This window comes from Rhizobium freirei PRF 81 (assembly GCF_000359745.1).
Lineage (GTDB): Bacteria > Pseudomonadota > Alphaproteobacteria > Rhizobiales > Rhizobiaceae > Rhizobium > Rhizobium freirei.
In genome coordinates, this window is the sequence record NZ_AQHN01000006.1 from 117,219 (window position 1) to 130,926 (window position 13,708).

A 13,708-nucleotide genomic window follows, 5' to 3' on the forward strand; every position below is an offset into this window, starting at 1 on the left:
GCATTCTCTCCGCTGGTCGGTTGGTTCAGATAGCAACGGTGTCGTGATAAAGCCGCTCTTCGACCCGCTCCAGCGAGCCGAGCGCGAAGAAGTCATCATAGGCGAGGATCGGCTTATGGGCGATCATTTCCGAAACGAAGGCCTCGGAAGCAAGTTCCTCCTCGATCGCCTCGACTTCGGCCGAAAGAGGTCGGTCGACCACATAGAAGTCGGCATGCTTGCGCACGACGTCGTAGAGCATGCGCGCAACGCCTTCCGGCCTGTCGCCGAGGATGTCCATCGCCTGCGCCGCAAGCAGGGCTTCCAGGGCCGCCAGGCGCTTCAAGGCGCGCATCTGCCGCTCGAAGCGTTCGATGACAAGCGGCAGGAAGGCCGCCTCGTCCTCCATGCCGGCCGCAACCACCAGCGACTGCGCCGAGACCGGATTGGACATGGAGAGAACGCGCGAAAAGATCTCGCCGGCAAGCTTGATGATCGGGCCGAAGCCGGTGGCGATCCGGCCATCCGGCACGAGATTGACCGGCAGGCCGCGCCGTTGGCCGTTGCCGAGCAGGACGCAGCGATTGAAGGCGTTGCGGGCGGCATGCGCCATGCAGATCAGCGCACCTTCAAGCAGAATGGTGACATCGAGTGGAAGAGAACCTCCTGATGTCATGACGCGTCCGTCGACGATGACCGGATTGTCGTCGGAGCGACCGGTCGCGGCAAGGATCTTGTGGCCGGCCGTCAGCAGGTTTTCGATGACGGCACCGAAGACCTGGGCGATCATGCGCAGGCTCAGCGGGTCCTGTACATGTGTTGCGACGGGCCAGGGCCATTCATCCGAAGCATTGCAGAGCCAGGCGCCGATCAAGGCTTCGCGGGCGGTGCCGACATGGCGCACGGCAATCCAGGGGTCGCGCGAGGCGCCGAGTGCGCCGGCGGCCATCATGCCGGTCGCAAGCAGCACGCGGATCGAGGAGGCGGCATTGCGGGTGGTTTCCGCGGCTGCAGCGAAGCTGACGGCATTGACGCTGAGCGAGGCCAGGCTGTCGCGCGGCAGCATCCTGACGGGGGCGATGCCGGCAGCATCGAAGGCATCGCCGGCCTGCATGCGGCGGCCGCGATAGACGGCTTCGCCGACGCCGGTCAGAACCGCACCGATCTGACCCATCAGGCCGATATCTGCGCAGCCGATCGAGCCGGTGCGCCTGACGACGGGAATGACATCGGCGCCAAGCAGCTGCAGATAGGCTTCGATCAGCTCCTGCGAGCAGCCGACCTGTCCCGTCAAGGCGGTATTGACGCGGATGGCCATGGCATTGCGAACGACCGACATGGAGAAGGGCGCCCCCGTGCCGAAATGATGGGCGCGCACGAGGCCGAGATTGAAGGCATCAAGATCTTCCGGGGACCATTCGACATCCTTCATGGCGCCAACACCGGTCGTGGAGCCATAGACCGGCATGCCGGACTGAATCGTGCTTTCGAGAACGCTTCGCGCCAGGCGCACGCGGGCCATGCCGTTTTCCGATGCCGAGGGCAGGGCGACGCCCGCCCCGATCCGCACCAGGTCGCTGAACCCAAGGGGTTGCCCGCTGAGCTCGATGCCGGCTCTCTGACGCTCCATGTCTTTTGTTCTCCTTTTTCGCAAGGCTATGCGAGCCTCACCGCCAATGGGATATCCCAAATGGCGAACACCTCGATCGGTAGCATGCCGCTGAATTTTCGGACGAGTTAGGCCGACGCGCAACTCTGTGTTTGCACGGATATATAGGCCAGGAGAGGCGAAACGCGGGCAGGGACGCGAAGGAGGCCGTCGCCGATCAGCTCAGGTGCCAGGCGATGTAAAGCAACGTCAGCGCGATCACCCACAGCGCAAAGCGGCCGGAGCGGCTGTGCTTGGCCTCCGACTTGCCGATCGCCTCGGCCGTCTGCGGGTCGAAACGCAGGCCGTTCTCGCTCATATGCAGGAGTTCGTGGTGGAATTTTTCGGTTTTGGCGGCGATTTCGGGTGCCGCTTCGGCGAGCTTCACAGCCGCTTTCAAACCGTCCTTCAGATCGGTCATGATCCGCTTTGGACCGAGATTGGTGCGGATCCAGTCGCCGACGACCGGTTCCGAAGCCTTCCACATATTAAAGCGCGGATTGAGCATGCGCGACACGCCCTCGACCACGACCATGGTCTTCTGCAGCATGACCAGCTCGGGCCGCGTTTCCATGTCGAAGAGTTCGGTCACTTCGAAGAGCAGCGTCAAAAGCTTGCCCATGGAGATTGTTTCGGCTGGCTGGCCATGGATCGGCTCGCCGATCGCGCGGATGGCCTGCGCAAAACTCTCCGTATTGTGATGGCCGGGCACGTAGCCGGCCTCGAAATGCACCTCGGCGACCCGGATATAATCGCGGGTGATGAAGCCATAGAGGATTTCGGCGAGGAAGCGGCGTTCCTTTCGTCCCAAACGACCGACGATACCCATGTCGACGGCGACGATCATGCCGGCGGCATCGACGAAGAGATTGCCGGGATGCATGTCGGCGTGGAAGAAGCCGTCACGCAAAGTATGGCGAAGGAAGGACTGGATGAGCGTGTCGGCGAGCACGTCGAGATCGTGGCCGGCAGCCTTCAGCCCCTCGACATCCGACATTTTGACGCCATCGATCCACTCCATGGTGATGACGTCGCGGCCGGTACGCTCCCAGTCGACCTTCGGAACGCGGAAGCCCGGATCCTTCTCGGTGTTTTCGGCGATTTCCGAAAGCGCAGCCGCCTCCAGCCGCAGATCCATCTCGACCTTCGTGCTCTGTTCGAGCGTCTTCGTCACTTCAACAGGACGAAGGCGCCGGCTGGAAGGCATGAAGCGCTCCTGCAGCCCGGCAACGAGGTACATCGCCTTGATATCGTTGGAAAAGCGCTGGCGCACACCCGGCCGGACCACTTTGACGGCGACGCGCTTGCGGCCATGAGGCGTCTCGACTTCGGCGGCGTGCACCTGCGCTATGGAAGCCGCGGCAATCGGATCGCCAAAGCTGACATAGAGATCGCCGATCCGCCGGCCGAGCGACGCCTCGATCGCTGCTGTGGCCATATTGTGCGGAAAGAAGGCCATGCGGTCCTGAAGCTGCGAGAGGTCGTCGGCCATGTCGACGCCGACGACATCCGGTCGCGTTGCCAGGAACTGGCCGATCTTCACATAGGACGGGCCGAGCCGCTCGACGGCCTTGGCAAGCCGGTCGCTGCGGGCCTGGGTCTTCGCCTTCCGGCGGGCGAAGATGCTGACGAAGGACTTTGCGAAGCTGACGGAAGGCGGCAGCCCCTCGGAGGGGAGCGCGATCACCACGCCTTCGCGCACGAGCACCCAGCCGACCCGGATCAGGCCGAAATATGCACCGAAAGCACTCATAGCGTCTTAAGGTCTCTGATCTCGGAGGCCGTCAGGCGCGTTCCATGGCTCGATATCATGCTTCAGAGCTTCCAGCCGGAGTGCAGGGCGGCAATGCCGCCGGTGTAATTGGTGAAGCTGACACGCGAGAAGCCGGCTTCGCGGATCATCGTCGCGAAATCCTGCTGGTTGGGGAACTTGCGGATCGATTCCACCAGATACTGATAGGGCTCGGCATCGCCTGTTATCGCCTTGCCGAATTTCGGAATGGCGTTGAAGGACCATGCGTCGTAAACGCGATCGAGCAGCGGCAGATCGACTTCGGAGAATTCGAGCACGAGCAGCCGGCCACCGCGCTTCAGTACGCGATAGGCTTCCTTCAGCGCGACATCGATGCGCGGCACATTGCGGATACCGAAGGCAATCGTATAGGCGTCGAAGGAATTGGGCTCGAAGGGCAGTTCCTCGGCATTCGCCTCGACGAAGGTAAGGTTGTCCGAAAGCTTCTTTTTCTCGGCGCGTTCGGCGCCGACGGCAAGCATCGAGCCGTTGATATCGAGCACGGTCGCATGAGCCAGCCGGTTCGAGGCCTCGACGATGCGGAAGGCGATGTCGCCCGTGCCGCCGGCCACGTCGAGCACTTTGTAGTCCGCTTCCTTTCGCGGATTGAGCGCCGCGATCATCGCATCCTTCCAGGCGCGGTGCATGCCCATGGACATGACGTCGTTCATCACGTCGTAGCGCTTGGCAACCTTATGGAACACCTCGTTGACGAGGCCCTGCTTTTCGCCATCGGCCACTTCGCGGAAGCCATAGGACGTTTCCATGCCGCCATCGGCGGAGGTGCGGCTGTCTGCCATCGGCTCAACTCCGTTACACTAAAGCGCCGCGCGTCATATGTGACGCGCAAAGGTCGCTGCAGCACTTTAAATCCGCTGCATAATTTTACTCTTAAATCGTACCCGATCTAAGGAATTACGCAGTATTCAGCGGCGGACCATAGCGAAATCGCGTTTGCCACGCTATCTCATCAGCCAGATCATTAGCCGCAATGCCTTGGGCTATAGCTCAGATCATAAGCGGTTGAAACATAAAGATGGATAGCCATGCCGGAATTACCAGAGGTCGAAACCGTCCGACGAGGGCTCGCGCCTTCCATGGAGGGCGCCGTTCTGAAGGAGTTGGAGCTGCGCCGCAGCGATCTGCGCTTTCCGTTCCCGGTCGATTTCGCCCGTACGGTGTCCGGGCGCGGCATCACGTCGCTGTCTCGCCGCGCCAAATATCTGCTGATCGACCTCGATGACGGCATGACCATCGTCTCGCATCTCGGCATGTCCGGCTCGTTCCGGGTGGAAGCTGGCGCATCCGCCGACGCGCCCGGAACCTTCCATCATCCACGCTCGAAGGATGAGAAGCACGATCACGTCGTCTTTCACCTGACAGGTGCCGGCGATGATGCGCGCGTCATCTATAATGACCCGCGTCGCTTCGGCTTCATGGATATCGTCAGGCGGGCCGACATGGTCAGCCATCCCTTCTTCCGCGATCTCGGGCCGGAGCCCACGGGAAATGAGCTCGATGCCGATTATCTGGCTAAGCGTTTCGCCGGCAAGGCGCAGCCGCTGAAAAGCGCGCTGCTCGATCAGAAGAACATCGCCGGTCTCGGCAATATATATGTCTGCGAGGCGCTGTGGCGCTCGCATCTGTCGCCGTTGCGCGCCGCCGGCACGCTGGTCACCGATAGCGGTAGGCCGAGCGAGGCCCTGGAGCGGCTCGTCATTGCCATCCGCGAGGTCATCGCCGATGCGATCGCGGCAGGCGGCTCGTCGCTGCGTGATCATATCCAGACCGACGGCTCGCTCGGTTACTTCCAGCATTCGTTTTCGGTCTATGATCGCGAGGCACAGCCTTGCGGCACGCCGGGTTGCGGCGGTACGGTCGGCCGCATCGTCCAGGCAGGGCGTTCTTCTTTCTATTGTGCCGCCTGCCAGAGCTGATTGAAGGGCCAAAGCTGATTAAAGGGAGAGAGAAATGGCTTACGAAACCCTCATCGTCGAAACTCATGGGGCGGTCGGCCTCGTCCGGCTCAATCGACCGCAGGCGTTGAACGCGCTGAATTCCACCGTGCTGGCCGAGCTCACGCAGGCCTATGCGGCCTTGCACGCGGATGACGCTATCGGCGCAATCGTGCTGACGGGCTCGGAGAAGGCCTTCGCCGCCGGCGCCGATATCAAGGAAATGCAGTCGCTCGATTTCATCGATGCCTATAGGAGGGACTTGTTCAGCGGTTGGGACGAGATCGCCAAGGCGCGCAAGCCGGTCATCGCCGCGGTCAGCGGCTTTGCTCTCGGCGGCGGCTGTGAGCTGGCCATGATGTGTGATTTCATCATTGCCTCCGAGACGGCAAAATTCGGTCAGCCGGAAATCACGCTCGGGGTCATTCCTGGAATGGGTGGTTCGCAGCGCCTGACGCGCGCCGTTGGCAAGGCGAAGGCGATGGATCTCGTGCTGACCGGGCGGATGATGGATGCAGCGGAAGCGGAGCGTGCAGGCCTCGTCGCGCGCGTGGTGCCGGCCGACAAGCTCTTGGACGAGGCGCTGGCCGCTGCCGCCAAGATTGCATCGCTGTCGCGTCCTTCGGTGCTGATGGCCAAGGAAGCGGTCAACCGCGCCCAGGAAGCCACGCTGGAGGAAGGGCTGCGTTTCGAGCGCCGTCTGTTCCATAGCCTCTTTGCAACGGAAGACCAGAAGGAGGGCATGGCGGCCTTCGTCGAGAAGCGCAAGCCAGCCTTCAAGAACAGGTAGAGCATGATGCCGAAAAGTGTGAGCGGTTTTCGGATGACATCATGCTCTATTTCTTTGATGTTAGGCCGGATTCAGATTTTAGGTCGAAACGACCCAAAATCATCCGGGCCTAATGCCGGGATTCCGGAATTACGCGGGTTTGGCGAGAATCCGCGTTGACGCCGGGGCTCATTCCGGTTATATGCCCGCCACAGTTTGGAAAGCCGCTCTGGTTTTCCGCAATTGCTCCCGCATTGCTGGATGAAGTGACCGCAAGGCCCGCGCCGCAACGATGGAGTTTTGTTCGAATTCTAAGAGAGGCATACATGGCCAATACTACCTCGGCGAAAAAAGCGACCCGCAAGATCGCCCGCCGCACCGATGTCAACAAGGCTCGTCGCTCGCGCGTTCGCACGTTCGTTCGCCAGGTCGAAGAAGCCATTGCATCGGGTGATGCAGATCGCGCAAAGGCAGCTTTCGTTGCTGCTCAGCCGGAACTGGCTCGCGCTGCAACCAAGGGCGTGCTTCACGCCAACACAGCTTCCCGCAAGGTTTCGCGCCTTGCCAAGCGCGTGAAGGCCCTTTCGGCTCCGACCGCCTAACTTTCCATTAACGAATTGATCGTTACACTTAAGCCCGGCCCTCGTGCCGGGCTTTTTGGATTCGGCCAAAAAAATGCCGCATTGCCAAAATCGACTACCTGATCATGTCACTGGCGTGACAGAAATACGCCTTTTAAAACAAAGGCTTATGGCAGGATATCTCAGCGCTGCGTGATCTACGTGACGCGTTGCCGGCTCACAAGTGAGTCAAGGGATTTTTTATTTTTTTTGTTTTGAAAGCTGTGAGAATCGCGCCGAACGGGAATCTCTTTGATTCAACAGCGATTCTTTTTTGAAGGGCCTGTGACAGTCAAAAATGGCCTCCCGAGTCAATGGCTGCCTCTTAATTTTGTGTAAAATTCATCGTTGATATCTCCCCCCGATCCTGCCTAAATGCATTTCAACAAGGGGCGCGGATCTCACCTTAAACGGCTTTTGGCGAACACCGTCATTAACGGCGGCGTGGGTGGTTTTGCCTCTTGTGACGGAGCAGTTCAGTTTCGTTTTTTCAAACAGTTGACGAGTTAAAGCCGGGAGCGGCAACGCTTGCGGAACGAGGTAGCTTGTCTGTTCTTTACGGCCCAAGTTTATGACACGGCTGTGGGGAGGGGAGAAAAGTTGACAGTCGTTGGGGCAGCGGGTCGGAATACGAGGGCCGACCGATGCTCCTGATGCAGACGCCAGGACGAAGGCCGCTTTGAAGAACGGTTTCGCCATAGTGTTTCTGTATAGCCCTTTGGCTGGGCTCGGCTGATGAACCGGTATGCGGCGCAGCTTGGACAACGAGCGCGACCACCATGCCTTGGCGAAGACCCAGGGGCGATGGCGCTATGGCTGCCTTGCCCCGCAAGAGACTGTGGAAGGCGGCATTATAATGCAGATACATACGAGAACGGCAGGTGCGTTGGAAAATGGGGACAATGCACAGGCGTTCGGCGCGGTTTGCCTAGAAGCGGCGGGGGAAAAGGGAGACGTGGCGCAAGGTGTTCTGTTCGAGCGCGTCAGCGCGCGCTTGAAGGCTCAGGTTGGCCCGGATGTCTATGCCAGCTGGTTTGCGCGACTCAAGCTTCACTCGGTATCCAAGAGCGTTGTTCGCCTCACCGTTCCGACGACTTTTCTGAAGTCGTGGATTAACAATCGTTATCTCGAGCTGATCACCAGCCTTTTTCAGGCTGAAGACGCGGAGATTCTTAAAGTCGAGATTCTGGTGCGCACGGCCACCCGCCAGGGCACCAAGCCTTCCGCTGAGGAACAGGCCGCCGTGCCGGATCAGGCTGCCGTTGCGCCGATCCGCCGTGCCGTTGCCCAGCCGGCTGGCCAGGCCGTTGCTCAGGCTGTGAGTGCGGCTGCCGCTGCTCGGCCTTCGACGGCGGGCTCGCCGCTGTTCGGTTCGCCGCTCGATTCTCGCTTCACCTTCGATACTTTCGTCGAAGGCAGCTCGAACCGCGTCAGTCTGGCTGCCGCAAAGACCATCGCCGAAGCCGGCTCCGGCGCTGTGCGCTTCAATCCGCTCTTCGTCCATGCGACGGTCGGCCTCGGCAAGACGCATCTGCTGCAGGCGATCGCCAATGCGGCCGTCCAGAACCCACGCGGCCTGCGCGTCGTCTATCTGACCGCGGAATATTTCATGTGGCGCTTTGCGACCGCGATCCGCGACAATGATGCGCTGACGCTGAAGGACTCGCTGCGCAATATCGACCTGCTCATCATCGACGACATGCAGTTCCTGCAGGGCAAGATGATCCAGCACGAATTCTGCCATCTGCTCAACATGTTGCTCGACAGCGCCAAGCAGGTCGTCGTTGCCGCCGACCGCGCTCCCTGGGAGCTGGAATCGCTCGATCCGCGCGTTCGTTCGCGTCTTCAGGGGGGTGTTGCGATCGAGGTCGAGGCACCGGACTATGAAATGCGCCTTGAAATCCTCAAGCGCCGCCTGGATGCCGCCCGTCAGGACGATCCGTCGCTGGAAATCCCGGCGGAACTTCTGTCTCACGTCGCTCGCAATGTCACGGCAAGCGGTCGCGAACTGGAAGGCGCCTTCAACCAGCTCATCTTCCGCCGCTCCTTCGAGCCGAACCTTACGGTCGAGCGCGTCGACGAGCTTCTCGCTCATCTGGTCGGCTCCGGCGAACCGCGCCGCGTCCGCATCGAAGACATCCAGCGTATAGTGGCGCGCCACTATAATGTCTCGCGTCAGGAACTGGTTTCCAACCGCCGCACGCGCGTCATCGTCAAGCCGCGCCAGATCGCCATGTATCTATCGAAGACGCTGACGCCGCGCTCCTTCCCGGAAATCGGACGCCGCTTTGGTGGCCGCGATCACACGACAGTCCTGCACGCCGTGCGCAAGATCGAGGAACTGATTGCCGGTGACAGCAAGCTGTCGCACGAGATCGAGCTGCTGAAGCGCCTTATCAACGAGTAAGCTTCGGAATCGGCATTCCATCATGTTTTACGGCCGGCCTAAAAGCCGGCCGTTTCTTTTTGCATACAATTAGCCGGCTATTGGACGCGAGGGCGCGGCGGCCCACCCGATATTTTGTCGTATTGGAAGCGCACGCCGCTCAAGCCGGTGGGGTCGTGCGCGAAACCTCGGAAAACAGCCAGGCACGCAGGGTAGCAATTGCCGGTCTCTCCAATGCGCCGGGCGGATAGACGAGATGATAGGCGAACGCGCTTGCAAGCCCGATCGGGAAAGGCGCAACGAGCGTACCATCAGCCAATTCCTGCTCCACGAAGGAGCGGCGCATCAGCGCTATGCCGAGCCCTGCCTTCATGGCGTGATAGGCGCCCATGCCGTCGGTGAAGACCGGCCCGCGCATGGCATCCACGCAAGTCGCGCCGGCGGCCTGCAGCCAGAGTTCCCAGTCGCGCCGATAGACGTCGTGGATCAGGGTCAGATTGGCGAGCGCATCGACCGCAGGGGAGGAGCTAAGCGCTGCTGCCATCTCGGGCGTACAGACCGGCACATATTCGTCATCAAGCAGTCTCTCGCTCGCCAGTCCCTCATAGCCGCCAAGGCCATGGCGAATGGCGATGTCTATTCCATCCCGATGGAAATCCATCATTCGGTGCGAGGCGCTGATCCGGAGATCGATGTCGGGATGTGCCTCCTCGAAGCGTCGCAGCCGCGGCACAAGCCAATGCGTGGCAAAGCCGGCGGTGCAGGTGAGGGTTAATACCGTATCCTTCGAGCGCATGGCCAAGGCAGCCGTCGCCTCACGCATGAGCCGGAAAGCTGTCCGCATCGTCGCGAAATATTCGGCGCCATCCGTCGTCAGGGCAAGGCTGCGAGGCCTCCGCTCGAAGAGCCGCACGCCAAGCGAGCTTTCGAGATCGCGGATCTGCAGGCTGATGGCGCCTGGCGTCACATGCAGCTCGTTCGCAGCCAGGGTCATACTGAGATGCCGGGCGGAGGCTTCGAAGGCACGGAGCGCCGAAAGCGATGGCAACTGATCCATAATGATTGAGCTCAACTAAATCATGATTCCAAAAAGACTCGTTTGTCAGAGCCTCGATATCAGGAGATTATTTCAGCAAATCGGGTGATTGGCAACGATGTCAGACCATACCGTGAATGAGTAAAACTCAATTGAAAATGCTTGGAGATGATCTCATGTCGCAAAGATCCATGGGCGCAGTCGAGTGGACTATGCTGGTGGGCCTATCCATTCTTTGGGGTGGCTCCTTCCTGTTCAACGGCATTCTGGTGCGCGAACTTCCGCCCTTCACCATCGTCACCGCGCGCGTCGGGCTGGCGGCAATTGCTTTGAACATTATCGTGCGAGCGACCGGCCATTCCATGCCGAGGGATCGTCAGGCGTGGCTTGCCTTCTTCGGGATGGGCTTCCTGAACAACGTCATTCCGTTCCTGTTGATCGTCTGGGGTCAAACCCATATCGCAAGCGGCCTCGCCTCGATCCTCAACGCCACCACGCCGCTCTTTGCCGTCATCGTTGCCCATTTCCTGACGACGGATGAGAAGATGACAGGAAACCGCCTGATCGGCGTCATCGTCGGCTTCGCCGGCGTGGCTTTGATGATCGGCCCGTCGGTGCTCGCAACCCTCGGTTCCAATGTGCTGGCGCAGCTTGCGGTGCTGGGTGCCGCCTTCAGCTATTCGTTGGCCGGCATATTCGGACGTCGCTTCCGCCGCATGGGGCTGGCGCCCATCATTCCCGCCGCCGGTCAGGTGACGGGCTCGGCCATCATGCTTCTGCCGATTGCGCTCTTTGTCGATCATCCCTGGACGCTTGCCGTGCCGTCGGGAGAAACCTGGTTGGCGCTCGCCGGTCTCGCCATTCTGTCGACCGCCGTCGCCTATGTGCTGTTCTTCCGCATTCTGGCCACAGCAGGCGCCACCAACCTGATGCTGGTGACCTTCCTCATCCCCGTCAGCGCGATCCTGCTTGGAGCGCTCATTCTTGGCGAGAGCCTGCAGCCGAAGCATTTCATCGGCATGGCGCTGATCGCGGTCGGCCTTGCTGCGATCGATGGACGCCTCTTCACCCTCCCCTCGAGGGGGAGGGTCGGCACGTAGTGCCGGGCAGGGTGATCTGGGTAAACACCGAGGCCTCAATTGGTCTTCAGCGCTAGCGGTCACCCCCACCCGCCGCTGTGCGGCGACCTCCCCCCTCAAGGGGGAGGTGATTAACAAGCGAGGTCGGCGACGACTGAGTCGAGAACCAGCATTCCCGTCGGCGTGCAGCGCAGGCGGGAATTGCCGATCCGCTCGATAAAACCGTGTTCCAGTAAAAACGCCTCGCGCTGCGGATCGGGATCGCGCCCGGAAAGCTGCTGCCAGCGGGCGAGATCGACGCCTTCGCGGAGCCGCAGGCCCATCAGCAGCAATTCGTCGGCCTGTTCGTCGAAGCCAAGCATCTCCCGGTCGATCATGCCGTGACCATCGCGCTCGACCATTTCAAGCCAGCTCTCCGGCTTCCGCTCCGTGGCGGTCGCGAGTTTCTGCGGGCCTTGCGTCAGCCGGCCATGCGCGCCGGGGCCTATGCCGGCATAATCGCCATAGCGCCAATAGGTGAGATTGTGCCGGCTCTCGGCGCCGGGGCGCGCGTGATTGGAAACCTCATAGGCCGGCATGCCCTCGCGCTCGGTAATCTCTTGCGTCGCCTCGTAGAGCAGCGCCGATTGATCCCCGTCAGGCACGATCAATTTGCCGGCCTTGTGAAGACCGTAGAAGGGCGTGCCCTCTTCGATCGTCAGCTGGTAGAGCGAGAGGTGATCGACGGCATAGGAGATCGCCTCCTTCAGCTCGCGCTCCCATTCCTCGACCGTCTGGTTCGGACGGGCATAGATGAGATCGAAGGACATGCGCGGGAAGATTTCGCGTGCCAGCTTGATCGCCTTCAGCGCATCGGCAACGTCGTGCAGGCGCCCCAGGAATTTCAGGTCGCGGTCGTTCAGCGCCTGCACGCCCATCGACACGCGGTTGACGCCGGTCGCACGATAGCCGCGAAAGCGCTCCGCCTCGACGCTCGAGGGATTGGCTTCCATGGTGATCTCGATGCCGTCGGGCATATGCCAGGTCTTGGCAATGCCGTCGAGGATCGCGCCGACGGTTTCCGGCTTCATCAGCGACGGCGTGCCGCCGCCAAGGAAGACGCTGGTTACCGTCTTCGGGCCGCTGATCATCCGCATCGTCGCCATTTCCTTCAGGAAAGCGGCGGCGAAACGTTCCTGATCGACAGGCTGATGGCGGACATGGCTGTTGAAATCGCAATAGGGACACTTGGCCGCGCAAAAAGGCCAATGAACATAGACTCCGAAACCGGGTTCGCCGGTATCGGGTAGCAATTGCGCTCCGCGCATCAAGTCCTGTGTGTCCACGATTTCCACGAAGTAAGCTTACGCCTCCAGGCAGGTTTCGACAAAGACCTTGAAGGCTCGGGCACGATGCGACAGCGCGTGCGAATCGCCATGCTTCCAGCCATGCTTCTGATCGGCGTTCATCTCGCCGAAGGTGGTCTCGTAACCCTCGGGCTTGAAGATCGGATCGTAGCCGAAGCCCTGCGTGCCGCGCGGCGGCCAGACGACGCTGCCTTCGACCTCGCCACGGAAGAGCTCGGTATGGCCGTCCGGCCAGGCGAGGCAAAGTACGCTGACGAAGCGGGCCGTCCGGCTTTCCGGCGAAGTGGCGCCGGCCTTTTCGAGCGCGGTTTCGACCTTTTGCATCGCCATCGCGAAATCGCGTGTGCCGTCAGCCGTTTCGGCCCAATTGGCAGTATAGACGCCGGGATCGCCGCCGAGCGCATCGATTACCAGGCCGGAATCGTCGGAAAGAGCGGGTAGGCCGGAGGCATGCGCCGAGGCGAGCGCCTTGATCGTAGCGTTTTCCTCGAATGTCGTGCCCGTTTCATCCGGTTCGATGAAATTGAGGTCGGCGGCCGACTTGGCGGTAAAGCCGAATGGGCCGATCAGGTCCTGTATTTCGCGGATCTTGCCGGCATTGTGGCTGGCGACGACGATGGTCTTGGTATCGAGCTTGCGCATGTCTTGTCCCGTCATAGGCCCCAGATGCGGGGTTCGGCGCATTCCAGGCTGTTGCCGGCCGGATCGCGGAAATAGATCGAACGGCCGCCGTTCGGCCAATGGAAATCGGCTTCGATGGCGATGCCGGCAGTCTTCAGCTTTAGTGCCATCGCCTCGATGTCGTTGCCATCGACTGTGAAGCACACATGGCCGTGGCCCTTCGTGCCGTGCGGGGGTACTGGCAGGGCGCTCGGTTCGTGCGGCTTCACGGTTTCCTCGCTGTTGAAGATCAGCAGCACGCCCTGTCCGCAACGATAGAAGACGTGGCGGTTGCCACCGCGCGAGATTTTTTCCAGCCCGAGAATGCCGCCATAAAAGGTCTCGGCAGCATCGAGATCGTCTGCGTAGAGGGCGGTTTCAAGGATGCTTCCGAGTGTCGCATTGCTCATCGGACTAGCCCCTCACCCTAGCCCTCTC

12 protein-coding genes are annotated in these 13,708 nt (G+C 61.0%); 5 read left to right on the forward strand and 7 right to left on the reverse strand.

Features of this window, described 5'->3' with window-relative positions:
• Nucleotides 1–25 precede the first annotated feature (25 nt).
• The 3 genes from RHSP_RS02695 to ubiE all read right to left on the reverse strand — a co-directional run bounded on the left by RHSP_RS02695 (nt 26) and on the right by ubiE (nt 4,219).
• The gene (locus RHSP_RS02695; RefSeq protein WP_004108355.1) at nt 26–1,609 is read right to left on the reverse strand and encodes an aromatic amino acid lyase; all 1,584 of its coding nucleotides are present in this window, start codon (nt 1,607–1,609) and stop codon (nt 26–28) included.
• Between the two features lie 196 nt (nt 1,610–1,805).
• Entirely contained in the window at nt 1,806–3,380 is a 1,575-nt protein-coding gene (gene ubiB, locus RHSP_RS02700) for a 2-polyprenylphenol 6-hydroxylase (RefSeq protein WP_004108365.1), read from the reverse strand.
• 62 nt (nt 3,381–3,442) lie between these two features.
• Nucleotides 3,443–4,219 carry a bifunctional demethylmenaquinone methyltransferase/2-methoxy-6-polyprenyl-1,4-benzoquinol methylase UbiE gene (ubiE, locus tag RHSP_RS02705; protein ID WP_004108367.1) on the reverse strand — a complete coding sequence of 259 codons (777 nt, stop codon included), beginning with the start codon at nt 4,217–4,219 and terminating at the stop codon, nt 3,443–3,445.
• Between the two features lie 246 nt (nt 4,220–4,465).
• Here ubiE and mutM point away from each other — a divergent pair, with 246 nt between their 5' ends.
• The 4 genes from mutM (at nt 4,466) to dnaA (ending at nt 9,170) form a co-directional block, all read left to right on the forward strand.
• Nucleotides 4,466–5,356 (forward strand): bifunctional DNA-formamidopyrimidine glycosylase/DNA-(apurinic or apyrimidinic site) lyase, encoded by an 891-nt coding sequence (mutM, locus tag RHSP_RS02710; protein WP_004108369.1) that lies wholly within the window; start codon nt 4,466–4,468, stop codon nt 5,354–5,356.
• Between the two features lie 34 nt (nt 5,357–5,390).
• The gene (locus tag RHSP_RS02715) at nt 5,391–6,164 is read left to right on the forward strand and encodes an enoyl-CoA hydratase (RefSeq protein WP_004108371.1); all 774 of its coding nucleotides are present in this window, start codon (nt 5,391–5,393) and stop codon (nt 6,162–6,164) included.
• A 305-nt stretch (nt 6,165–6,469) separates the two neighbouring features.
• Complete coding sequence (gene rpsT / locus RHSP_RS02720) at nt 6,470–6,745, forward strand: 30S ribosomal protein S20 (RefSeq protein ID WP_004108374.1); 276 nt, start codon at nt 6,470–6,472, stop codon at nt 6,743–6,745.
• An 874-nt stretch (nt 6,746–7,619) separates the two neighbouring features.
• A complete protein-coding gene (gene dnaA / locus RHSP_RS02725; protein WP_037149269.1) occupies nt 7,620–9,170 on the forward strand; it encodes a chromosomal replication initiator protein DnaA in 1,551 nt (516 codons plus the stop codon).
• 139 nt (nt 9,171–9,309) lie between these two features.
• Here dnaA and gcvA read toward each other — a convergent pair whose 3' ends face one another.
• Nucleotides 9,310–10,206 (reverse strand): transcriptional regulator GcvA, encoded by an 897-nt coding sequence (gene gcvA / locus RHSP_RS02730; RefSeq protein ID WP_004108380.1) that lies wholly within the window; start codon nt 10,204–10,206, stop codon nt 9,310–9,312.
• 155 nt (nt 10,207–10,361) lie between these two features.
• On the opposite strand from gcvA, the gene RHSP_RS02735 reads away from it, so the two are divergent.
• A complete protein-coding gene (locus RHSP_RS02735) occupies nt 10,362–11,285 on the forward strand; it encodes a DMT family transporter (RefSeq protein WP_037149224.1) in 924 nt (307 codons plus the stop codon).
• A gap of 110 nt (nt 11,286–11,395) precedes the next feature.
• On the opposite strand, the gene hemW is transcribed toward RHSP_RS02735, so the two are convergent.
• From hemW to RHSP_RS02750, 3 genes are read right to left on the reverse strand one after another with little or no spacing between them, the layout of a single operon-like run.
• Complete coding sequence (hemW, locus tag RHSP_RS02740; protein ID WP_037149227.1) at nt 11,396–12,571, reverse strand: radical SAM family heme chaperone HemW; 1,176 nt, start codon at nt 12,569–12,571, stop codon at nt 11,396–11,398.
• 36 nt (nt 12,572–12,607) lie between these two features.
• Nucleotides 12,608–13,252, reverse strand: coding sequence for an RdgB/HAM1 family non-canonical purine NTP pyrophosphatase (gene rdgB / locus RHSP_RS02745; RefSeq protein ID WP_037149275.1), 645 nt, complete (start codon nt 13,250–13,252; stop codon nt 12,608–12,610).
• A gap of 11 nt (nt 13,253–13,263) precedes the next feature.
• On the reverse strand, nt 13,264–13,680 hold the full coding sequence (locus RHSP_RS02750) for a VOC family protein (protein ID WP_004108393.1): 417 nt from the start codon (nt 13,678–13,680) through the stop codon (nt 13,264–13,266).
• Nucleotides 13,681–13,708 lie beyond the last annotated feature (28 nt).